The organism is Ectothiorhodospira magna (genome assembly GCF_900110965.1).
Classification (GTDB): Bacteria; Pseudomonadota; Gammaproteobacteria; order Ectothiorhodospirales; family Ectothiorhodospiraceae; genus Ectothiorhodospira; species Ectothiorhodospira magna.
Genome location: NZ_FOFO01000019.1, coordinates 1 through 21,094 on the forward strand (window position 1 = coordinate 1; position 21,094 = coordinate 21,094).

The 21,094-nt window shown below is 61.0% G+C and carries 20 protein-coding genes and 1 tRNA gene; 5 read left to right on the plus strand and 16 right to left on the minus strand.

All coding sequences use genetic code 11. The features are described from left to right. From BMX62_RS08715 to BMX62_RS12665, 4 genes are all read right to left on the minus strand, one after another. Nucleotides 1–147: helix-turn-helix domain-containing protein (locus BMX62_RS08715; RefSeq protein WP_202906236.1), on the minus strand; the 147-nt coding region annotated here is incomplete at its 3' end. 421 nt (nt 148–568) lie between these two features. Beyond that, a complete protein-coding gene (orn, locus tag BMX62_RS08720) occupies nt 569–1,114 on the minus strand; it encodes an oligoribonuclease (RefSeq protein WP_090207677.1) in 546 nt (181 codons plus the stop codon). Between the two features lie 62 nt (nt 1,115–1,176). Beyond that, nucleotides 1,177–1,353: a hypothetical protein gene (locus BMX62_RS12845; protein ID WP_156055386.1), complete on the minus strand. Its 177-nt coding sequence runs from the start codon at nt 1,351–1,353 to the stop codon at nt 1,177–1,179. Further along, nucleotides 1,350–1,580, minus strand: coding sequence for an RRXRR domain-containing protein (locus BMX62_RS12665; RefSeq protein WP_143339719.1), 231 nt, complete (start codon nt 1,578–1,580; stop codon nt 1,350–1,352). Before BMX62_RS12665 ends, BMX62_RS12845 begins: the two co-directional genes overlap by 4 nt. 483 nt (nt 1,581–2,063) lie before the next feature. Here BMX62_RS12665 and BMX62_RS08730 point away from each other — a divergent pair. Next, a tRNA-Val gene (locus tag BMX62_RS08730) sits at nt 2,064–2,138 on the plus strand. Nucleotides 2,139–2,268: 130 nt separating this feature from the next. On the opposite strand, the gene BMX62_RS08735 is transcribed toward BMX62_RS08730, so the two are convergent. Continuing rightward, nucleotides 2,269–6,057 carry a magnesium chelatase subunit H gene (locus BMX62_RS08735; RefSeq protein ID WP_090207497.1) on the minus strand — a complete coding sequence of 1,263 codons (3,789 nt, stop codon included), beginning with the start codon at nt 6,055–6,057 and terminating at the stop codon, nt 2,269–2,271. 174 nt (nt 6,058–6,231) lie between these two features. On the opposite strand from BMX62_RS08735, the gene BMX62_RS08745 reads away from it, so the two are divergent. Beyond that, nucleotides 6,232–6,828: a DUF502 domain-containing protein gene (locus BMX62_RS08745; RefSeq protein ID WP_090207503.1), complete on the plus strand. Its 597-nt coding sequence runs from the start codon at nt 6,232–6,234 to the stop codon at nt 6,826–6,828. A 10-nt stretch (nt 6,829–6,838) separates the two neighbouring features. On the opposite strand, the gene BMX62_RS08750 is transcribed toward BMX62_RS08745, so the two are convergent. Genes BMX62_RS08750 through BMX62_RS08760 form a run of 3 tightly spaced genes read right to left on the minus strand, consistent with a single transcriptional unit; the run spans nt 6,839 to nt 9,539 of the window. Continuing rightward, nucleotides 6,839–7,816: a S49 family peptidase gene (locus tag BMX62_RS08750; RefSeq protein ID WP_090207680.1), complete on the minus strand. Its 978-nt coding sequence runs from the start codon at nt 7,814–7,816 to the stop codon at nt 6,839–6,841. A gap of 58 nt (nt 7,817–7,874) precedes the next feature. Beyond that, nucleotides 7,875–8,558: an HAD-IA family hydrolase gene (locus BMX62_RS08755; protein WP_090207506.1), complete on the minus strand. Its 684-nt coding sequence runs from the start codon at nt 8,556–8,558 to the stop codon at nt 7,875–7,877. 12 nt (nt 8,559–8,570) lie between these two features. Further along, complete coding sequence (locus BMX62_RS08760; protein WP_090207511.1) at nt 8,571–9,539, minus strand: RluA family pseudouridine synthase; 969 nt, start codon at nt 9,537–9,539, stop codon at nt 8,571–8,573. 428 nt (nt 9,540–9,967) lie between these two features. Between BMX62_RS08760 and BMX62_RS08765 the strand changes: the two genes are divergently transcribed. Beyond that, nucleotides 9,968–12,919, plus strand: a complete 2,952-nt coding sequence (locus BMX62_RS08765) for an Rne/Rng family ribonuclease (protein ID WP_090207514.1) — start codon at nt 9,968–9,970, stop codon at nt 12,917–12,919. A 45-nt stretch (nt 12,920–12,964) separates the two neighbouring features. On the opposite strand, the gene BMX62_RS08770 is transcribed toward BMX62_RS08765, so the two are convergent. Continuing rightward, nucleotides 12,965–13,450, minus strand: coding sequence for a low molecular weight protein-tyrosine-phosphatase (locus BMX62_RS08770; RefSeq protein WP_090207517.1), 486 nt, complete (start codon nt 13,448–13,450; stop codon nt 12,965–12,967). Between the two features lie 103 nt (nt 13,451–13,553). Here BMX62_RS08770 and fliK point away from each other — a divergent pair, with 103 nt between their 5' ends. Together fliK and BMX62_RS08780 are read left to right on the plus strand one after the other, a co-directional pair. Then, entirely contained in the window at nt 13,554–15,236 is a 1,683-nt protein-coding gene (gene fliK, locus BMX62_RS08775) for a flagellar hook-length control protein FliK (RefSeq protein ID WP_143339721.1), read from the plus strand. Next, entirely contained in the window at nt 15,236–15,550 is a 315-nt protein-coding gene (locus BMX62_RS08780) for an EscU/YscU/HrcU family type III secretion system export apparatus switch protein (protein ID WP_090207522.1), read from the plus strand. The genes fliK and BMX62_RS08780 overlap by 1 nt, the downstream gene beginning before the upstream one ends. On the opposite strand, the gene BMX62_RS08785 is transcribed toward BMX62_RS08780, so the two are convergent. The 7 genes from BMX62_RS08785 to BMX62_RS08815 form a co-directional block, all read right to left on the minus strand. Continuing rightward, nucleotides 15,535–15,927: a DUF2802 domain-containing protein gene (locus tag BMX62_RS08785; RefSeq protein ID WP_090207525.1), complete on the minus strand. Its 393-nt coding sequence runs from the start codon at nt 15,925–15,927 to the stop codon at nt 15,535–15,537. The two genes, BMX62_RS08780 and BMX62_RS08785, sit on opposite strands and share 16 nt — an antisense overlap. Before the next feature lie 248 nt (nt 15,928–16,175). Further along, nucleotides 16,176–16,646 (minus strand): chemotaxis protein CheW, encoded by a 471-nt coding sequence (locus BMX62_RS08790; protein ID WP_090207528.1) that lies wholly within the window; start codon nt 16,644–16,646, stop codon nt 16,176–16,178. An 85-nt stretch (nt 16,647–16,731) separates the two neighbouring features. After that, nucleotides 16,732–17,433, minus strand: coding sequence for a chemotaxis protein CheW (locus BMX62_RS08795; protein ID WP_090207531.1), 702 nt, complete (start codon nt 17,431–17,433; stop codon nt 16,732–16,734). Continuing rightward, nucleotides 17,430–18,227, minus strand: a complete 798-nt coding sequence (locus BMX62_RS08800) for a ParA family protein (RefSeq protein ID WP_090207533.1) — start codon at nt 18,225–18,227, stop codon at nt 17,430–17,432. The genes BMX62_RS08795 and BMX62_RS08800 overlap by 4 nt, the downstream gene beginning before the upstream one ends. Then, the gene (gene motD / locus BMX62_RS08805) at nt 18,224–19,117 is read right to left on the minus strand and encodes a flagellar motor protein MotD (protein WP_090207536.1); all 894 of its coding nucleotides are present in this window, start codon (nt 19,115–19,117) and stop codon (nt 18,224–18,226) included. The genes BMX62_RS08800 and motD overlap by 4 nt, the downstream gene beginning before the upstream one ends. Nucleotides 19,118–19,171: 54 nt before the next feature. Further along, the gene (locus BMX62_RS08810) at nt 19,172–19,912 is read right to left on the minus strand and encodes a flagellar motor protein (protein ID WP_090207539.1); all 741 of its coding nucleotides are present in this window, start codon (nt 19,910–19,912) and stop codon (nt 19,172–19,174) included. A gap of 3 nt (nt 19,913–19,915) precedes the next feature. Then, a complete protein-coding gene (locus BMX62_RS08815) occupies nt 19,916–21,067 on the minus strand; it encodes a protein-glutamate methylesterase/protein-glutamine glutaminase (RefSeq protein ID WP_090207541.1) in 1,152 nt (383 codons plus the stop codon). Nucleotides 21,068–21,094 lie beyond the last annotated feature (27 nt).

Here is a 21,094-nt window from a genome sequence, read left to right on the forward strand (position 1 = left end):
CAGCTTCTTGATGTCGTGTTTGGCGCTCAACGACTGGCCGTGGTGTTGGTAGCGATGGGATATGATGCGAAGGCCGGTGTTATAGACAAAGCGCACCGCGCCGAACTGGCAGTTCAGAAATGCCGCCTGTTCGGTCGTGGGGTAGATGCGTAATCTTTGTGGCCTTCAGCATGTCAGTGCTCGCTGCTACAATAGCCATAGATTAACAGCTATAATGGGGTATTTCAAGTGAGTGCGGATGCAGTCTACCGACGAGGGCGGCACAGCGTCACAACGTTGAAAGCCTATGTTCAGGGGCAGAAGACACAAAAATAGGGCCGCCTGCGCGGCCCCCGCTGACCTCCCCGCCCGAGTGGGCGAGGGTTCACGCGGGTTTTTGCTGAATCTGGATGCCAACATCGTGCAGGACATCATCCGGCAGCGTCACTACCAGCAGCTCGTCGATTTTGCCTCTGCACAACTGGGACAACATTGAACATTCCCCTGCGCATTTCACCTGCCAGGGGAATTTATTAACCCGGCAATCAAATAGGTCCATATTGTGCCGTTTTAGGAGATGCCCAATTGATCACACCTTGAGCATATGCTCCCGGTAATGGCGTAATTCGGTGATGGAATCGCGGATATCCTGTAATGCCTGATGAGTGGCGTCTTTGGACAGACTGTTGAGCACCCCTGGCGCCCAGCGTCGGGCCAGTTCCTTGAGGGTGCTGACATCCAGATTGCGGTAATGAAAAAATGCCTCCAGGTCCGGCATACAGCGAAACAGGAAACGTCGGTCCTGACAGATGCTGTTGCCGCACATGGGGGATGCACGGGGCGGCACATATTGTCTTAAAAAGCGCAGGGTTTCTTCCTCGGCCTCAACCTCGTTATACAGGCTCATTTTCACCCGCTCCACCAGCCCGGAGCGACCGTGGGTGGTGCGGTTCCAGTCATCCATCCGACTGAGGATTTCCTCGGTCTGATGAATGGCGATCACCGGGCCTTCTGCCAGGACGTTTAGCTCCTTGTCCGTGACAATAGTAGCAATTTCAATAATGTAATCAGACTGTGGGTCCAGGCCTGTCATTTCCAGATCGATCCAGACCAAGTTCTCCGGATTGGGATTCATCATTTTGCGCGAGAAACCCCGTCCTTCAGGGCGGGAGGGATAGCGCATCGTGCGCAGCACGATCACGCGGCCCTGGTCGCGTCCTCCTGTATGGGTTTGGGTTGAAAGGCATAGCCATCGGCCCTTTGCAGCAGACGGCAATGGCGGTGTGAAATCCCCTGAACCACACCCTTTCGGGTCTGGATATTGAAACTGCCGGTGGCGCGAATGGCTACCCGACCCATGGCTCGTACCGTCAAGGAGGGCACATTCCAGGGGTGGTGGCAGTGACTGGCCCGACACAAGCTGCATCCAGGGCGTGGGTCTTGGGAATGCCCAGCCGCTGTCGATTGTATTTGGTGCGGCCACCGCTACTGGTGATCACCGGCAGGCCCGTGGCCCGGTCCCGCTCCAGCAGCAACCGTGCCCGCTTCTCCGAGCAGGGCATCAGGGGCTTTTTCCTCTTGTCCAGTACCAGAATCGCCATTTCAAATCTCCTAAAACAGAACCCTTACGGGTCCAGTGACGCAGGGCTTGCGCCTCATCTCCCCTCGGGAATGTCTGCAACCGGCTCCCGCTGACGCGGCGGCTGGAACCTTCGGCGCTTTACCTTTCGCCAGCATGATCCTAACCTTCCAGAGCGGCAGACTGAGGCAGCATCCGCCGGTGGGTCTTGACGACCTGTTGCAAACGTAGCGGGTTTTCACCGCTGACCCTGGTCAACCCGGCTTGCTTTCACAAGCTCCGGCCTTCAGGGCGGGGTAGTTGACAAGATAGTCCTTTTTTGTGCCGTGGGGCACGATCTGGGCACGGGAAACCACGGGGCGCTGCCAATGGCAAGGTGATAGTCTACACCGAAAACGGGGACCCGATCGAAGCGCGGGCGCGAGTAGAAGACGGTGCTGGCCGGCGGGCAGAAACACTTGACTTACCTGCCCGCGCCCCATAAAATGCGCCCTTCTTCGCATTTGGGCGGTTAGCTCAGCGGTAGAGCACTGCCTTCACACGGCAGGGGTCAGTGGTTCGATCCCACTACCGCCCACCAAATTTAGCGACAAAAAAAGCGACTTACGGGAAACCGGAGTCGCTTTTTTTGTGCCTGATTTCTCAATGAATCAGGGAAAGGACACAGGGAGGGCGGCGGCTCTGTGGCCGCCGCACCTCCGCCACCCTTATCATGCCGCGGGCGGCTGCTCGTAGGTCCCTTCCAGACGGTCCTCCAGTTCCTCGCCGGCACGGCGCAGGGCCTCCAGGGTCTCCTCGTCGGGCTGCCAGTAGTTGCGCTCCGAAGCCTCCAGCAAACGATTGGCCATCTTGGCCGAGGCAGTGGGGTTGAGGGCGGCCAGACGCTCACGCATCTCCGGGTCCAGCATGAAGGTTTCCGACAACTGCTGGTAGACCCAGGGCTGTACCTGACCGGTGGTGGCGGACCATCCCATGGTGTTGGTGATATGCACCTCGATCTGGCGCACGCCCTCGTAGCCATGCTTGAGAGCCCCTTCGTACCATTTGGGGTTGAGCATCCGGGTCCGGGTTTCCAGGGCCACCTGCTCCGACAGGGTGCGGACGGTCCCGTCACCCTTGGTCTGGTCCCCAATGTAGACCGGGGTATCCTGGCCGCCCCGGGCCTGACGCACGGCCCGGCTAATACCGCCCAGGGTATCGAAGTAATTGTCCACCGTGGTGATGCCCAGCTCCACCGAATCCAGGTTCTGGTAGGTGAGCTGCACGTCCGCCAGCATGCTCTTGAGCAGGGCGTCCTGCTTCACCGGACGGCCGGACAGGCCGTAGGCAAAGCCCTTGCGCTGGGTGTAGGTGTCGGCCAGTTCGTCCTCGTCGTTCCAGCGGCCATTTTCCACCAGGTTGTTGACGTTGGAGCCGTAGGCGCCATCAGCGTTGCCGTAAACCCGCAGGGCGGCGGTTTCCAGATCGCAGCCGTGCTTCTCCTGGTAGGCCAGGGCATGGGCACGGACGAAGTTCTGATCCAGCGGTTCATCGGCGCTGGCGGCCAGGAAGGTGGCCTCGGCCAACAGCTTGATCTGCAACGGCAGCAGGTCGCGGAAGATGCCCGACAGGGTGATCACCACGTCGACCCGGGGACGCCCCAGCTCCTCCAGGGGAATCAGGGTGGCGCCGGCCAGGCGACCATAGTTGTCGAACCGGGGTCTGGCACCCACCAGGGCCAGGGCCTGACCGATCTGGCTGCCCTCGGTCTTGAGGTTGTCACTGCCCCACAGCACCAGGGCGATGGACTCCGGCAACGGGTTGCCTTCTTCCACATGGCGGGCCAGCAGGCGTTCCGCCTGGCGGGCGCCATCCTTGAGGGCATAGGCACTGGGGATCCGGAAGGGATCGAAGCCGTGCAGGTTGCGGCCGGTGGGCAGCACCTCGGGGGTACGCATGACGTCACCGCCCGGGGCCGGGCGCAGGTAGCGTCCGTCCAGGGCCTTGAGGATGCCTTCCAGCTCAGTTTCCTGGGCCAGCAGATGGTCGGCGTTGGCCAGTTCACGCAGGCGCTCCAGGGTGGCGTCGTCCACCTGGGCGCCGGTCTGCTTCACCGCCTTGTCGGCGGAACCGGTGCGGACCAGGGCCTCGATCAGGTCACGGTCGGGCCGACTCTCGTCGGTGGCCTCGGCCATGGACAGGAGCATGTCCACCCGCTCCTCTTCGGACAGGGGCTGCCCCACCACGTGCAGGCCGTGGGGAATGAGGGTGTACTCCAGTTCCAGGATCTGTTCGTTGAGCTTGAGGATCTGCGTGTCCGCATCCCCGGCATCGGAGACATCCCACAGGGGCTCGGCCTTGCACAGCTCCAGCTCGGCGGCCTGGGACTGGATCAGGGCCGCCAGTTCCTCCCGCTGATGGGCCTGCTCGGGCTCCAGACCGCGCCAGCGCTCCAGGGAGCTTTTCAGGTCCAGCAAACCGCGATACAGCCCCGCATGGGCCACCGGCGGGGTCAGGTAGCTGATCAGGGTGGCACCGGCCCGGCGCTTGGCGATGGCCCCTTCCGAGGGGTTGTTGGAAGCGTACAGGTACAGATTGGGCAGATCGCCGATGAGACGGTCCGGCCAGCAGGTGCCGGACATGCCCACCTGCTTGCCGGGCATGAACTCCAGGGCGCCGTGGGTGCCGAAATGCAGCACCGCGTGAGCCTTGAAATCCTCCCGCAGGTAGCGATAGAAGGCGGAGAAGGCATGAGTGGGGGCAAAACCGTGCTCGAACAGCAGGCGCATGGGGTCGCCTTCATAGCCGAAGGACGGCTGCACGGCCACCAGCACGTTGCCGAACTGCCGTCCCTGGACCAGGATGGAGCTGCCGTTGCTGAGCAGCTTGCCCGGCGCGGCGCCCCACTGGGATTCGATCTGCTTGAGCCAGCGTTCCCGGCGCACGTGCTCTTCGGCGGGGATCAGGGTATGGACGTTGGCATCGGAGCCGTACTGCTCCCGGTTGCCGTTGATCACCGCCTCCCGCAGGGCGTCGGCGTTCTCGGGCACATCCACCTGGTACCCTTCCGCCTTCATGGCCTTGAGGGTATTGAAGAGGGATTCAAACACCGCCAGGTAGGCGGCGGTGCCGGTATTGCCCGCATTGGGCGGAAAGTTGAACAGGACGATGGCCACCTTGCGCTGGGCGCGCTCGGAGCGGCGCAACGCCACCAGCTTGCAGATCCGGGCCACCAGCATGGTGGTGCGTTCCTTGCAAGTAAACATGTCCTGGGGATTCTCGACCTGGGTGAAGGTACAGGGGGTGTCACAGCCCTGACAGGTGGCGCCTTCGCCACCGGGACGTCCCCCATAGACCATGGGCACGGTGCTGCCATCCAGTTCCGGGATGGCCACCATGATGGTGCTTTCCACCGGCAACAGGCCGCGGTCGGAGTTGCCCCACTGGTCCAGGGTCTGGAATTCCACCGGATGGGCGGCCACATAGGGCACGTCCAGCCTGGACAGGATCTCCTCGGCGGCGCGGGCATCGTTATAGGCAGGACCGCCCACCAGGGAAAAACCGGTCAGGGACACTACCGCATCCACCGTGGGACGGCCATCCTTCATGAAAAACTTTTCGATGGCGGGACGGGCATCCAGGCCGGAGGCAAAGGCCGGCACCACCTGCATGCCTTCCTCTTCCAGGCGACGGATGACCGGATCGTAATGGCCCGCATTACCCGCCAGGACATAGGAGCGCAGCACCAGCACCCCGACCCGACCCTTGGCATTCTTGTCGGACCAGCGGGCCGGCAGGTCCTGCAGGCGGTCTGAAATGCGGGGCTGCATGTCCGGGTGATAGATGCCGGTCTCGGGATATTCCACCGGCATGGAGGACGACACCTTGCCCTTGAGGGCGGCGCGAGGACCGGCGGCATAGCGGTCGACAAGGAAGCGAATCATGTTGCTCATGTTCTCTTCCGAACCGCCCAGCCAGTACTGCAGGGTGAGGAAATAGGCGCGGACGTCTTGGGCGGTGCCCGGGATGAAGCGCAGAAGCTGGGGAATGCGCCGCAGCATCTTCATCTGCTGGGCGCCGGCGGTCCCGCCGGATTCCTTGTCCTTGTTGCCCCGCAGGCGCTTGAGCAGGGTCATGGGGCCGCTGCTGGGCTTGGACATGTCGAAGCTGCCCATGTGGGTCAGCTTGGTCACATCAGCAGCGGACATGGCGCAGATCAGGGCATCGCAGGTGTCGCGCCGGGCTTCCAGGGCTGGCACGATGGGCTTGTACTGGTCTTCCAGGAACAGCATGGTGGCGACGATGATGTCCGCCTGCTCGATGTCCGCCAGACAAGCATCCAGGGCCTCCTGGTTGCCCTGCCACTCGGAGGCGGCATGCAGGCTCAGGGTCAGGCCCGGCAGGTCTTTTTGGAGCTTGATCCGTGCTCGATCCGTGGCACTGGCCAGATGAGTGTCCATGGTCACGATGACAACCCGGACGGGAGTATGATCAACTGTGGACTTGGGCTTTGTTGCCATGATGCTCTTGGTGCCTGTTGATAAATTGGAGCCGGGTGAGGCGGTGGGCGGATTCACCCTGATGATGGATGTCAAATTAGATTGCCCTGCCCCGAGTGTCAACCAAGCCAGACAACAACCCGGACTATCCTTGCGTTTTATCCTGTTCTTGGCGCTTAAAACTGGAGGCTGCTCTTGAAAGGCATAACCCGTACCTTCCTCACCGGTCTGGCGGCCATCCTGCCCCTGCTGGTCACCATTGTGCTGCTGCTCTGGCTGAGCAATACCCTGGAAAACCTCTTGGGCACGATACTGCAGTGGGTGCTGCCCGAGATGCTCTACTTTCCGGGCCTGGGACTGATCACCGGTATTGGCCTGATCTTTGCGCTGGGACTGCTATTGCGGGCCTATGTGGTACAGGGCATCTTCAACTGGGTGGAAGGCTGGATGCAGCGTATTCCGGTGGTGAAGACCATCCATGGCACGGTGCGGGATGTCACCCGCCTGTTTTCCAGTGATATCCGGCAACGGTTCGGTGAGGCAGTGCTGGTTACCCTGCCGGGCCTGGAGGGCAAGCTGGTGGGCTTTGTCACCCGGGAAGACTTTAGCGGGCTGCCCGATAACCTGGGCGGTGAAGGGGTGATCGCCGTCTACCTGCCCATGAGCTACCAGATTGGCGGCTACACCCTGATGCTGCCCAAAGAACGGGTGGAGCCGCTGAATCTGTCTCTGGAGGATGCCATGCGCTATACCCTCACCGCCGGGGTTTCGGCCCGCAAGCACGATAACTGATTTCAGGCCGTTATCTCAGGGTGCCCTGGATGCTCTCCTGGAACACCCTGAGGGTCGCCACCCCAAAACCTTCCGCCAGGCGGGTAAAGAGATCCTGGCGTCGGGTGAAGTCGACGATTTTTTCTTCACCGATCACTTCCCGGGCCACATAACCGGCACTGCCCAAGCCGTCGATCAGGCCCAGTTCAACCCCTTCCTCGCCGGTCCAGATCAGGCCGGTGAACAGGCGGGGATCATCCGCCAGCCGGTCGCCCCGGCCCGCTTTCACCGCCTCCACGAATTGCATGTGGATGCGATCGAGCATGGCCTGGACGTGGGCTTTTTCATCCGCCTGCACCGGCATGAAAGGATCCAGCAACCCCTTGTTGCCACCCGCCGTCATCAGGCGACGCTCGATGCCCAGGCGGTCGATGGCATCCACAAAACCGAAGCTGTCCATGCGCACGCCGATGGAGCCGATGATGCTGGCCCTGTCGGCATAGATCTGGTCCGCGGAAACGGCCACATAGTAGCCCCCGGAAGCCCCCACATCGGAGATCACCGCATAGAGGGGAATGTCCGGGTGCTGTTCTCGCAGGTGCCGGATGGCATCATTGATGTAGCCGGCCTGCACCGGGCTGCCCCCTGGGCTGTTGATACGCAGGATCACCGCCACGGTATTGCGGTTCTCGAAGGCGGCCCGCAGCCCCCTCACCACCAGATCAGCACTGGCGGCGCCCCCCTCGGCAATGATGCCCTGGACATCCACCAGGGCAGTGTGGGGCACCTTGCGATCCGCGTCCCGGCCCGGCATGGAGTCCATCACCGCAAACAGGATGAAAAAGAGATAGGCAAAGCCCAGCAGCTTGAAGAAGATGCCCCAGCGGCGGGCAGCGCGACGCTCCTTGACGCCTGCCAGGGCAATTTCCTGCAGGGCCTCCCGTTCCCAGTTTTCGGGAGCGGGGGGATTTTCGGGCGCAGAACGGCGCTGGCCGTCATCAGGTTCCATGGAAGCATTCATCAGTTAAAGTATCCTTGATTGCAGATGATGTTTTTGACCACAGGCCCTATGAGGACTGCCCCTGACACCGGCACTTTAGCCATTTTGGCAATTGGGCCACCCCGTCCACCAACCCCTTGGGTCCAAGGGACAGCAGTTCCTGGGCAGAATGGACACCGGAGGTCACACCCAGGGCGTCGGTGCCAGCATTGCGGGCCATCAGCAGGTCGTGGGTGCTGTCGCCAATCATCAAGGTCCGCGCCGGCATCACGCCCAGCTCGTCCATGATATCCAGCAACATCTGGGGATGGGGCTTGGATAGGGTCTCGTCCGCGCAACGGGTCGTTAAAAAATGGATATCCAGCCCCGTTTCCTCCAGCACCCGATCCAGCCCCATCCGGGATTTGCCGGTGGCTACGGCACACCAGTACCCCTGTTTGCGCAGATCATCCAACAGTTCCGGCACGCCTGCAAACAGGGGCATGGGGACGTCGTCATTGAACAGGAACCGTTCCCGATAGGCTTGAGTGAAGGCATGGAGCAGATCGTCGTCCGCATCCGGATAAAGCTGCAGGATGGCCTCTTGCATGCCCAGTCCGATCACATGACGCAGACGCTGTTCCGGCAATGGGGCAATGCCCAGGGTTTCGATAGTGGATTGCATGCAGGCCACGATGCGCGCCACCGAATCCATCAGGGTGCCATCCCAGTCAAAAACCAGCAGTTGATAGGGATTTTCTTCAGATGTCATGGGCAAAAAACCTCAATCCAACGGTGCAAGCCGCTCCAGCACCTGGGCCAACGCCGGTTCCAGCGGCGCTTCAAGGGTATAAGTGCGACCACTGCACGGCAGGGTAAACGTCAAGGCTCGGGCATGCAGGAACTGACGCTTGAGCCCTAACTGTTTCAAACGGCGATTACACTCAAAATCACCATAATGCCGATCACCGGCCACCGGGTGTCCGGTATGGGCTGCATGTACCCGAATCTGATGGGTACGCCCGGTGCCGATACGGACATCCATCAGGGTGGCCTGATCAAAACGTTGCAACGGAATAAACAGGCTGTCCGCATCACGGCCCTCTTCCTCGTCCACCTGTACCCGCCGGATGCCGTCACGGCGCATATGACGGGCCAGGCCCGCGTTCACCCGGCGTTCCTCCCCTTGCCATTGCCCCACCAGCAGCGCCAGATAGATTTTGTCGATCCCGCCGTCTCGCAGCAGTTCATGAAAGGCCAGTAACGCCCGGCGGTTGCGGGCCAGGACCAGGCAACCACTGGTTTCCCGGTCGAGACGATGGGCCAGTTCCAGGAAAGGCTCGCCCCGGCCCATCTTGCGCAAGGCCTCAATGACCCCCACGGCCACCCCACTGCCCCCGTGCACCGGCAATCCAGCGGGTTTATTGAGCACCAGCAGGTCATCGTCCGCCAGCAATACCGATTGCTCCAGCCGATCAGCCAACCCCGGCGCCAAGGGGCGGTCGTCCCGGCGCGGCTCATCGCGGCTAACCGGCGGAATCCGCACCTGATCGCCGGTCACAACCCGGTAATCGGGTTTGGCTCGGCCCTTGTTGACCCGCACCTCACCTTTGCGCAATAGCCGGTAGATCCGGGTACGGGGCACCCCCTTGAGGTGGCGCATCAGGAAGTTATCCAGGCGCTGGCCGGCATCGACCGCACTGACCTGGACGTAGACAACCGTCAAAGGGCTGGACTGGGGGGCTTTGGACATCGCTGAATAATAACAGGTCACTCAAAGGTTTGATGGATTTTTGCCGGATTTGCTATGATGCCCTGTCGCGCTGGGTTGACTCGGCAGATATCGGAGCGGTTCCCGCAACCTGGTGGTTGCCGCAAAGCCCCCCGCATCGCCCACCTCCCGCGACCGACAGAACACCAAACGGAGAACGCTCGCCCTTGGGCCGGATCGTTCCCCGTCATGGATATTCACGCTCCAGAACACGGTTTCCTTGATCATTCTGAGCGGACTTTTAAACCATTCTGCCCCCACGCCCCCGTGTGCGTCACAGGCGGGCGCCGTGCTCCCGTGGCTGCTCACATGGGCCCTGGTGACCGGCGGCGTACGCCCCTTCCATGGGACATCCCCCATACCGGTTGCCCACCGGGTCGTGGTCGGGCCTTGCATCCGAGATACCCTTCATGAAGCGAATCCTTGTCAATGCCACGCAGCCCGAAGAGCTGCGAGTGGCTATGGTGGATGGCCAGAAGCTCTACGATCTGGACATCGAACTGCCTTCCCGGGAACAAAAAAAAGCCAACGTCTACAAGGGGGTGGTTACCCGCGTCGAACCCAGCCTGGAAGCCGCCTTTGTCAATTACGGCTCCGAACGGCACGGATTTTTGCCCTTCAAGGAAATTTCCCGCACCTATCTGGGCCAAAATGGTGAAGGCGCCGAAAATACGCCAAAGACCACCCTCAAGGAAGGCATGGAAGTCATCATCCAGGTGGAAAAGGAAGAACGGGGCAACAAGGGCGCTGCCCTGACCACATTCATCAGTCTTGCCGGGCGTTATTTGGTGCTGATGCCCAACAATCCCAGGGCTGGCGGGGTCTCCCGCCGCATCGAAGGGGAGGAGCGCAGCGAAATCCGCGAGGCCCTGGCCCAACTGGATGTGCCCCAGGGCATGGGGCTGATTGCCCGCACTGCCGGGGTGGGGCGCAGTGTGGAAGAACTGCAATGGGATCTGGAATACCTCAAAACCCTCTGGAATGCCATTGCCGAAGCCGCCGAAAGCCGCAAGGCGCCGTTTTTGATCTATCAGGAAAGCAACGTGATCATCCGCACCTTGCGGGATCACATGCGCAATGAAATTGCCGAGGTGATCGTCGACGATCCAGGGGTGTTTTCCCAGGCCAGGGACTTTGTCCAGCAGGTGATGCCCAACAACCTGCGCAAGCTCAAGCTCTACGAAGATCATGTGCCCCTGTTCAACCGCTACCAGATTGAAACCCAGATTGAGGCCGCGTTCCAGCGGGAAGTGACCCTGCCCTCTGGCGGTGCCATTGTCATCGACCATACCGAAGCCCTGATCTCCATTGATGTCAATTCCGCCCGCGCCACCAAGGGCAGCGATATTGAGGAAACCGCCCGCAATACCAACCTGGAAGCTGCCGAGGAAATCGCCCGGCAACTGCGGCTGCGGGATCTGGGGGGGCTGATTGTCATCGACTTTATCGACATGGCACCCAATAAAAACCAGCGAGAAGTGGAAAACCGTCTGCGGGCGGCCCTGGAAGTGGATCGGGCCAGGGTCCAGGTGGGTCGTATCTCCCGCTTTGGCCTGCTGGAAATGTCCCGTCAGCGTCTGCGTCCTTCCCTGGGGGAGTCCAGTCAGATCGTCTGTCCCCGTTGTAACGGTCACGGTCATATCCGTAGTGTGGAATCCCTTTCCCTGTCGGTACTGCGGCTGCTGGAAGAGGAGGCCATGAAGGAAAAAACCGGTCGGGTGCTGGCCCATTTGCCGGTGGATGCCGCCACTTTTTTGCTCAATGAAAAGCGGGATGTGATCGCCACCATCGAAAACCGCTACAACGTGGACATCACCCTGGTGCCCAGTCCCAACATACTCACCCCCCATTTCACCGTGCGCCGCATGCGTGGGGAAGAGGTTTTAGAGGAACTGGCCGGCAAAAGCAGCTACCAGATGCTGGCTGAAGAAGAGCCGGAACTCACCACCCAGACTCCCCGCAAGGGCCATCTGGAAAAAGCCCTGGTGCAAACCATCACCCCTGCTGCCCCCGCGCCGCTGGAACTGGAACCTCAACAGCACACGCCCCGGCGCAGTGTTTCGCCAGTTTCCCTGCCGGGTCTGTTCAGCCGCATCTGGAACAGCCTGTTCTCCAACAGCGAACGACCGGACAACACGCCTCCGCCGCCCCGACGACTCAAATCCTCCGTGCGTAGCCTCTCCTCCAAGGCCGAAGGTGAACCACAATCCGGTCGAACCACCTCGCCAACCCCCTCACGCCGTGAACGCCCTTCCCAGGATGATCATGAAAACAACCGGGGGTCACGGTCCCGGCGCAACACGGTCCGGGGTCGACGCACTCCAAAAGAAACCGGCTCCGAGGACAAATCCCGTCCGCTGAATGGCCCGCGTCAGGGCAATGAAGTCAAGGGCAAGGATCCGCGGGAGGATAACCCCACCGCAGAATCCAGGGCGACGGAAACCGGTACCGAATCCCCCCGGCAGACCGAGACTACCGACAACCCGCCAACGACCACCCCCCAGGACACCACAGGCCGGGATCATCAGGGAGGCAATCGAGGTCGGGGCCGGCGAGGAGGTCGGCGGCGCAAGCGTACAGGCAATGAAAGCCGAAATGGTGAAGCAGCCTCTCCATCCTCACGGCAAACCCAGGACAAGGAAGGCACTGCAACATCCCAGGACACGCCAAAACCAACACCGGATGCAGCCTCTCCAGCTCCGGCAACCGCTGCCCAGGTGACCGCCTCTGGCAATGAAGAAACCCGCAAGCTCCCGCCACCGGCGTCGGCAAAACCGCTGGCACCTGTGGGCGACCATGGGCCGGCATCCAGACCCGATCACCCCCCCGTCTCCGCCGGGGCTGGCGATGAGGGTAAATCCGTGGCACAAGCATCCAGGGATACCGTCAACAAGAACAGCGACAACAAGGACGCCACCAGCCCGCCGCCTCCGGCAGCCCGTCCTGATCCGGGCGCAAAGGACACCCCGCCTTTGGCAGAGGACAGGGCCCGTCCCTCGGGATCGGTGAAAACCCAGCGACCAGCCTCCCGGCGCAGCAGTAAGGCGGGGGCCACCGCCAAGGCTTCCCCTCAGACTGAAAGGGAGCATGACGGAGAAGCGCCCTCCAAAACCACCGCCGCCAAGGTCACATCCCATAAGGTGTCGTCCGAACAGCCATCGGCACCGGCAGCACCAGCAGCACCGGCAGCACCGGCAGCACCGGCAGCACCAGCGGCACCAGCGGCACCAGCGGCACCAGCGGCACCAGCGGCACCAGCGGCACCAGCGGCACCAGCGGCACCGGCAGCGCCCGCCCCTGCTCGGGAACCGTCAAAGCCGACAGCAGCAGAGGGCAGCCCCTCCAAGGATGCCGGGGATTAAGCAAAACCCCCAGGCCGGATCAGAAGGAGGCTTGATCCGGCCTGGCTAATCTGTCAGGCCATGGGCCTGACGGATATGGGCCAATAATCCCGCCGAAGCATCCTCGATCATGTCCATCACCCGCTCAAAGCCCGCCTCCCCACCATAATAGGGGTCGGGCACCTCCTTCTCCTGATGCTGTTGGGCAAAGGTCATCAACAAGGACAGATGCAATCTCTGTCCAGCCTCCCCCAAACGGCGCATGTGGGCCAGGTTGTCCTCATCCATGACCAGCACATAATCGAAATGCTGCAAATCAGCAGGGGTGGCATGCCGTGCTCGCTGGCTCGATAAATCAAGCCCTCGGGCCTTTGCAGTGCGGCGAGCCCGGCTGTCGGGTAACTCCCCCACGTGATAAGCATGGGTTCCGGCAGAATCCACTTCAATCCGATCTGCCAAACCGGATTGCAACACCAGATGTTCAAACACCCCATGGGCTATTGGAGAACGGCAAATATTACCCATGCAGACAAATAACACTCTGATTTTCATGTTTTTTCCTGAAAGTTTTTTTGCTTGCTGTTAAGGATGCAGGATTGAAGGCATCAGAGGCGCGTTGCCAGATGCCAGGGGCACAGGCTATGGTAACGTGGTCATGGACATCACCTCTCCCCCCCCAGTCCGCCTGCACCTCTCTCCATTGCAGACCACTGCTGTCGGCCATGTCCGTCAGGCACTACAGGCCGGAGAAATCATTCTGGCCCAAGTGGTCACAGGCCACCCGCGGCCAGGAGAAACGGTGCAACTGAGACTGGCAGGAGAGACCCTGGAGTTCAGGCTGCCCATCCCGGTGCAGACGGGCGATCAACTCAAGTTGCTGGTGAATGCCGTCACCCCCCGACTGGAATTGACACTTCTGCGGGAAATGCCAGCCCCCCCCCCGTCCCCGATGCCACCCACGACCACGGTCATACCCCATCTGGTCCGGCAATGGGCACCTCTGCAAGCCGCTCAGGGTCCCCTGCTGGCCAGCATCCATCATCTGGTTCAACCTGACAACGCCAGGGCCGCTCCCCTACCCGAAGGCGTCAACCAGGCCCTGCAACGGCTCTGGCAGGTTTTGCCCACTGCCGAGCAGGTGACCACACCCCAAGGCTTGCGCCAGGCAATACTCAACTCCGGCCTGTTTTATGAGGCCCGGCTGGTGCAGGCTACAGGTATGAGCACACCAAGGATGGACGTGGCTCAGGATCTCAAGGCCAGACTGCTGTCCCTGGCAGAACAGCTGCGCGCCCTGCCGGTCATCCGGCCACGCCATGCTGCCGGTGAGTCGGTTCGAGGCCCGTTCAATGAACTGCTCCGTCCACCCCAGCAGCCTCCCCAGGGTGAATCTCCGCGCCCTTCCAGCGATGCCCAGACCCGCAGCAACCCGAACCGGTCACCCGGCCCTATCCTCACCAGTGAGCAAGCTCGGGATCTGGCCAGGATGCTGGCCCGCAATCTCACCAGTGAACAGGCCCGGGATCTGGCCAGAACCCTGGCCCGCAATCTGACCAGCGAGCAGGTGCGTCATCTGATCAACGCACAGCTGCGCACCCTCAACTCGCCCCATCATCCTCAGCTTCGTACCCTGAACAACCAGCAGGCCCGTGAGTTGACGGGGGCACTGTCCCGCACCCTGCCCCGCGACCCGCCTCGTACCCTGCCATTGCCAGAACGGGGGGCAACCCCGGAACGAACCCTGGCCTCCAGGGGCCGGTTACCCGCCGGGGATATTCCTCCCCCCTTGAAACACAGCAACCCGGTGCCCCAGGCCAGAGCCCCGGTGGCCCCCGTGGCCATGCTCATGCGGGAACCCCTGCTGGACCTGCTGCGGCAACAGGTGGAACAGTCCATGGCACGGCTGGTGATTCATCAACTCTCTGCCAGAGACAGCACAGACGACAGCCCGCTACCGCGCTGGTTGCTGGAACTTGCCCTGCGGGGCGAGCAGGGGGTGGATGTGGTACACATGCGCCTGGACCGGGATGCCCGGCGCAACAAGGACCAGGAAGATGCGGATGACTATGCCTGGAAAGCTGATCTGGCCATGGATCTGCCGGAACTTGGCCCCCTGCGCATCCGGGTCATGGTGCGGGAAAATAGCGTCAGCATACAGTTCTGGGCGGTTTCAGCCACAACCCAACAGCACATCGACCAAGCCCTGCCCCAGCTCAAGACCCATCTGGAATCCAGAAATCTGGAAGTCCAGGGACTGACCTGCCGACAGGGCACCCCACCGAACACCCAACCGGGTCGTCAGGATGGAGATGATGCCCTGATCGACAGTCACGCCTGATGAAAAAAAACACCACACAGCCTCCAGGTCAACGACAGGCCATTGCCCTGCATTACGGAGGACAGGGAGGAGCACCCCGACTGACCGCCAAGGGGGAAGGGGAACTGGCGACCCAGATCCTGGACATTGCCGAGCACCACAATGTGCCCATACACCAGGATCCCACGTTGAGCATGACCCTGTCTAAAGTGCCTCTGGGCGCGGAAATTCCTGAAAATCTCTATGTGGCAGTGGCGGAGGTGCTGGCGTTTGTGTACAAGCTCAGCGGCAGGACCCCCGCCGATGCCGGCAAACCCCGTCAGGACAGGGACTGATCCCGATGCATGGCCAGCAGTAACTCCGCCTCTCCAGCAGACAAGCCACAGCCGGCCACCAGATCATCCCGGGTGGCACCCTGTCTGACCATCCGCAAAGCCTGCCGGTAGGGGCCTTCATCGGCATCCCGCATCAGTACCTGTTCCTGTTGCTCGGAGAGCCGCTGCAATTGCTGATCTACCCGTTTGCGATAGGCTTCAAACTGGTGCTCCTCGCTATGCAGAGCGCTCAGAGCGCCCTTGAGGGCCAGCATGGAAGTTTCCTGCAGGCTCAGTCTTCTGCGCAGGTCGTCCAGTTGACGTTTAAACCAAAAACAGACCACTCCGCAGGCCAACGCGGTCAACAGGGACAAAGCCAGGGCAATGTAAGCAATCATGCGTATTCGTCTATGTGATCGGGATCATCATTGTGGTTATGGCGATCCGATGAATCGGATCGGCCACGGGCATCCCCGCCCTCGTCGTCAGATTCCTGGTCCCGAGGTCGCCGACGCCGGGGAGCGGGGGGGATCACCTGCTGTCTTGCATCACCCTCCTCCGGCACCGGACGACCAGGAATCGTCGGATGGGTGGGCAAAATCGGAATATCTGCCACCTTCTCTGCCTCCCCTTGTCCACCATCCGGTCAGAGTGACGCCACCTCGGCCCATTCGTCATCGGTGAGGAGCTTGTTGAGATCCACCACAATGGTCAGCTCGCCATCACGGCTGGCTACCCCCTGAATGTACTTGGAACTTTCATCATTACCCACATTGGGTGCCGGTTCCACGTCTCTGGTGGCCAGTTCGATCACCTCGGCCACGCTGTCCACCATGATACCCACCACCTGACCGCCCACTTCAATAATAACAATCCGCGAAGCATCGTCTGAATCCTTGTCCATCAAGCCCATACGTCGGCGGGCGTCGATGACTGTGACAACATTGCCCCGCAGATTGATGATGCCCAGCACATAATGGGGTGCCCCCGGCACCGGAGCTATCTCCGTGACCCGGAGTACCTCCTGAACCTGCATCACATTGATGGCATAGGTCTCATCGGCAAGACGAAAGGTGACATACTGGGTGGCGGATGCCGCCTGGGGTTCTTTGGCCATTCACTCAAACCTCGTGTTACATGCCGGAGGCGCCTGCCGGCGGATATCATAATCTGCACACCAGGGGCACCGACGCCGCGTGCCCTCAGCCCCAGTCACCCTGCTCCAGGGTCCGAGCCAGAAAATCCACGTCAATTATGGCACACAGGTGCTTGATCACCGTACCGGATAGCCAGGGACGTCGTCCACTGGGGGAACGCCAGCGCACCAGATCCGGCGTGAGCATCAAGGTTTCCTCCACCCGGTCACAGGCCAACCCCCAGCGCCCCTCATCAATGAGGATCAGGTTGGCAGGCGGGGGTTTTTGTGCCTGACGATCCGGTGGCAACACATGGGCACCGATATCCACCACCTTGACCTTGCGACCGTGGTGATTGACCAGTCCCAGAAACATGGGGCTGTGACCCGGCATCGGGGTGATGTCCCGCGGCATGGTCATAATGCCGGTCAGTTTCACCAAGGGGACTGCCAGGGCCAACCCTCCCAGACGGAATAACAGACATTGAAAGGGCACCTGCCCCCAGGCCGGAGGGACATCCTGGCGAGGGGGGGGAGCCGGAGGGGGTGGGGTTGCCACCACCGGCTTAATGGGGGTCACCGTGGCCTTGACCGGTGCTGGCGCTGGCGGCGGCGGCGGTGGAGAAACCTCCACCACCGGCGGCAACGGCTCCACGTCGGCGATTTCCTGCAGTAGATCGTCCAGATAGGCGGTCAACGCCTTGGGTTCATCCACCACCAGCAGGCGCTGCTGCTTCTCGCTCCGCTCCGGTCTTGCGTCCTGATTCATGAGGCGACCCTATGACGGTAGAGATCCTGGCCCAGCAAGGAATCCAGCAACCGGCCATAGGCTTCAGTGCCCTTGGCGTCGGGGATCATGATGGGTAGCGGCATACCGGCCATGGCCGCTTCCCGAAATTTGGTATCTACGGTGATCACCCCCTTCCAAAGACAATCACTGTAGTTATCCCGCAGTTCCCAAAGGGCCTGGGTCGAGGCCCGGGTACGACAGTCAAACAGGGTGGGTACCACCACATGATTCAAAGGATCCCGACGGGAACGCTGGATCATGCGCAAAGTCTGCAACATGCGATCCAGGCCGCGGATGGCCAGATATTCGGTCTGTACCGGAATCAACAACGTGCTGCAGGCCGCCAGGGCATTGACCATCAGCACCCCCAGCATCGGTGGGCAGTCCAGCAACACAAAATCGAAGGAGTCCTCCAGCCCCTGAATCGAGCGTTTGAGCACCAGCCCCATGCCTTCACGGGTTCCCAACTGACGGTCCAGCGTGGCCTGGGCCGTGGAAGCGGGCAACACATACAAATGATCAAAACGGGTAGCCCGCACTGCGTCACTGGCCTGGATGGGTTTACCCTGTGCCACCCGGTGAAAAAGACTATAGACCCCGCCTGTAGCGCTTTCCGGGTCGCCACCAAAATAGGCGGTCAATGAGCCGTGGGGATCCAGGTCCACCAGCAAGGTTTCATATCCTCTGGCAGCCAGCAGACCACCAAGAGATACGGTGGTGGTGGTTTTGCCCACCCCACCTTTTTGGTTGGCAACGGCCCAGGTCACGGTCATGGCACACCTCCCACGGTACCTCCACCCTGATTGAGTAACATTTCCATGTCCTCACGCAGCATCTCCGGCGGCGCACCGGCACCAATCCTGGGACGCTGCCCGGCCAGAACCACGATATTGACCCGCCGGTTTTTCATTCGTCCTTCCGGGGTATCGTTGTCGGCCTTGGGCCGATATTCACCAAAACCAATGGCAGCCATCTGCTCAGGATTGACGCCGTTGCGGGCAAACAGATTGACCACAGTGGCAGCACGGCCCGAAGACAGTTCCCAGTTGGAAGGATAGATCGGCGTACTGATGGGCACATTATCGGTATGTCCCTCCACATGCACCCGGGCGGGGAACTGGCTCAGGATGGCGGCCAACTGCTGCATGATGGGCACCGCATCCGGAGACAATTCCGCACTGCCGCTGGCAAACAGGATACTGGTGTTGATCTGGACCTCGATCCACAGACGATCCCGTTCCACCTCGATCATGCCCGCCTCGATGAGAGGAGCCATTGCCATCTCGATCTCATCGGCCAGGGCATTAATGCCTACAATGGCCAAAGACAGTCCTTCCAGATCCATATCCACCAGAATCTCTTCCAGACTGCGGCTCATATGTGCCATTTCGATGGGGGAAGTGATGGGGGGTGTCTCCACCACGGAGGACAGGGGCGAGCGGGTCAACTCCCCGGTTTGAATCGGGTCGATGGACCTGGGGGTTGACCTGAAAGCCTCCACCAAAGAACTGGACAAGATGCGGTATTTGCCCTCATTGAGGGAAGAGATGGCATACATCACCACGAAGAATGCCAACAGCAAGGTCATCAGATCCGCATAGGGAATGGCCCACGCCTCGTGGTTGACGTGATCCTCATGTTTTTTCTTGCGACGCCTTGGCATGACACAGTTCCCATGGACATTGCAGACGGGCAGACACGCTGCCCCCCTTGCAAATCAATGCAGGTACCCCTGCAACTTGGTCTCGATATTGCGCGGGTTCTCTCCCTCGGCAATGGAAATGATGCCTTCAACAATCATTTCCCGATAAGCATTCTGACTATGAATCACGGCCTTGAGCTTGTTGGCCACCGGCAGAAAAAACAGGTTGGCAGAAGCGATGCCGTAGATGGTGGCGACAAAGGCCGCTGCAATACCCGCCCCCAGGCGACTGGGATCTGCCAGGTTCTGCATCACCGCCATCAAACCCATCACCGCACCGATAATCCCCATGGTGGGCGCGTAAACCCCCATGCTTTCGTACACTTTGGCCGCCTGGGTATTGAACTCCTCCCGGGTTTGACTATCCACCTCCAAAATGGTGCGAATGGCCTCCGGCTCGGTGCCATCCACCAGCAATTGAAGGCCCTTGCGGGCAAAGGCATCTTCTTCGGTCTCGATCATGGATTCCAGTCCCAGCAATCCTTCTTTGCGGGCCACCTGGCTCCAGCCCACAACCCGCTCGATCACCGCTTCCGGGTCCAGGCGCGGCGGAACAAATACCCAGGGAATGATCTTTATGGCCTGAAGAAATACCGCAGGCCGGGCCTGCAGGAATGCCGCCGCAAAAGTACCGACGATCACGATCACAAAAGCGGCCAGGTTCCATAGGGCCGCCAGACCGCTGCCCTTGGCCACCGTGCCGCCAAAAATGGCCACCAGGCCCAACAAAATACCGATGAGGCTCAAAATATCCATGCATCAACTCCCCTCGGCCAGCAATCTGCCAATCTGAGACAAAGGCAATACCCGATCTGCCAGGCCCGCTTCCACCACGGCGGCGGGCATACCGTACACCACACAACTGTTTTCATCCTGGGCCCAGATTTTGGAGCCACAGCGCTTGAGCAATCTGGCCCCTTCCCGACCATCGGCACCCATGCCTGTCATGATGATGGCCAGGGCATCCCCGCGAAAGATTGCAGCAGCGGAATTGAACGTGACATCCACACAGGGCCGATAATGCTGGTCCGGTTCGCTGTCGGTGATCTTCACCCGCACCTGCCCTGCCCGTGACTCCAGTACCATCTGCTGACCACCCGGGGCCAGCAGCGCCAATCCCGGTGCCAGTAAATCCCCATCCACGGCTTCCTTGACCCGAATCCGGCACAACTGATCCAGACGCTGGGCAAAGGCGGGGGTAAAACTGGCCGGCATATGCTGAATCAGCAGCAACGGCAGGGGAAAATGAGCTGGCAACTCAGCCAGTACCTTCTGCAAGGCCAAAGGCCCCCCGGTGGATGTGCCGATGAGAACCACACGAAAATCATTGATCATCACAGGCTTGCGATCATAACTTGACCGCTCTGAACGTACAGCCGCACCCTCTGAACGCACCGCCGTCCCGGTTGCTGTCGGTAGGTTGCGGGCCGGCGGGGGGGTGGGTGGCCGGGATTCAGAAGTGGACGCAGCCGCCCCCGGAGCCGGTGATGGGCCAGAGGGTGGCCGGGACAGGCGCCGGCGGCCCACTGCCTTGACCCGACGCCGCAGCACCTCTTTGGCCTGCTCCTGGTCCCGGGCGATATCCTCAAATTTTTTCGGTAAAAAATCCACTGCCCCCGCCTCCAGGGCATCCAGGGTTGCCTTGGCCCCTTCCGTGGTCAGGGAGGAAAACATCAAAATCGGGGTTGGATTGCGCGCCATGATACGCCGCACAGCAGTAATCCCGTCCATCACGGGCATCTCGATATCCATGGTGATCACGTCCGGACGCAATCGGGCAGCCTGATCCACCGCCTCCTGACCGTTGACGGCACTTCCCACCACCTCGATGGACGGGTCCGCATTCAGGATATCCACGATGCGACGCCGAAAAAATCCGGAGTCGTCCACCACCAGAACGCGAACCGCCATCAAGTCTCTCCACGTATACCCGCGCCC

Coding starts and splice junctions, on each gene's coding strand:
- orn (WP_090207677.1), bottom strand. CDS start 1,114: ATGAATCCCAATCCGGAGAACTTGGTCTGGATCGATCTGGAAATGACA.
- BMX62_RS12665 (WP_143339719.1), bottom strand. CDS start 1,580: ATGGCGATTCTGGTACTGGACAAGAGGAAAAAGCCCCTGATGCCCTGC.
- BMX62_RS08735 (WP_090207497.1), bottom strand. CDS start 6,057: ATGGCAACAAAGCCCAAGTCCACAGTTGATCATACTCCCGTCCGGGTT.
- BMX62_RS08750 (WP_090207680.1), bottom strand. CDS start 7,816: ATGGAACCTGATGACGGCCAGCGCCGTTCTGCGCCCGAAAATCCCCCC.
- BMX62_RS08755 (WP_090207506.1), bottom strand. CDS start 8,558: ATGACATCTGAAGAAAATCCCTATCAACTGCTGGTTTTTGACTGGGAT.
- BMX62_RS08760 (WP_090207511.1), bottom strand. CDS start 9,539: ATGTCCAAAGCCCCCCAGTCCAGCCCTTTGACGGTTGTCTACGTCCAG.
- BMX62_RS08765 (WP_090207514.1), top strand. CDS start 9,968: ATGAAGCGAATCCTTGTCAATGCCACGCAGCCCGAAGAGCTGCGAGTG.
- BMX62_RS08770 (WP_090207517.1), bottom strand. CDS start 13,450: ATGAAAATCAGAGTGTTATTTGTCTGCATGGGTAATATTTGCCGTTCT.
- fliK (WP_143339721.1), top strand. CDS start 13,554: ATGGACATCACCTCTCCCCCCCCAGTCCGCCTGCACCTCTCTCCATTG.
- BMX62_RS08780 (WP_090207522.1), top strand. CDS start 15,236: ATGAAAAAAAACACCACACAGCCTCCAGGTCAACGACAGGCCATTGCC.
- BMX62_RS08785 (WP_090207525.1), bottom strand. CDS start 15,927: ATGATTGCTTACATTGCCCTGGCTTTGTCCCTGTTGACCGCGTTGGCC.
- BMX62_RS08790 (WP_090207528.1), bottom strand. CDS start 16,646: ATGGCCAAAGAACCCCAGGCGGCATCCGCCACCCAGTATGTCACCTTT.
- BMX62_RS08795 (WP_090207531.1), bottom strand. CDS start 17,433: ATGAATCAGGACGCAAGACCGGAGCGGAGCGAGAAGCAGCAGCGCCTG.
- BMX62_RS08800 (WP_090207533.1), bottom strand. CDS start 18,227: ATGACCGTGACCTGGGCCGTTGCCAACCAAAAAGGTGGGGTGGGCAAA.
- motD (WP_090207536.1), bottom strand. CDS start 19,117: ATGCCAAGGCGTCGCAAGAAAAAACATGAGGATCACGTCAACCACGAG.
- BMX62_RS08810 (WP_090207539.1), bottom strand. CDS start 19,912: ATGGATATTTTGAGCCTCATCGGTATTTTGTTGGGCCTGGTGGCCATT.
- BMX62_RS08815 (WP_090207541.1), bottom strand. CDS start 21,067: ATGGCGGTTCGCGTTCTGGTGGTGGACGACTCCGGATTTTTTCGGCGT.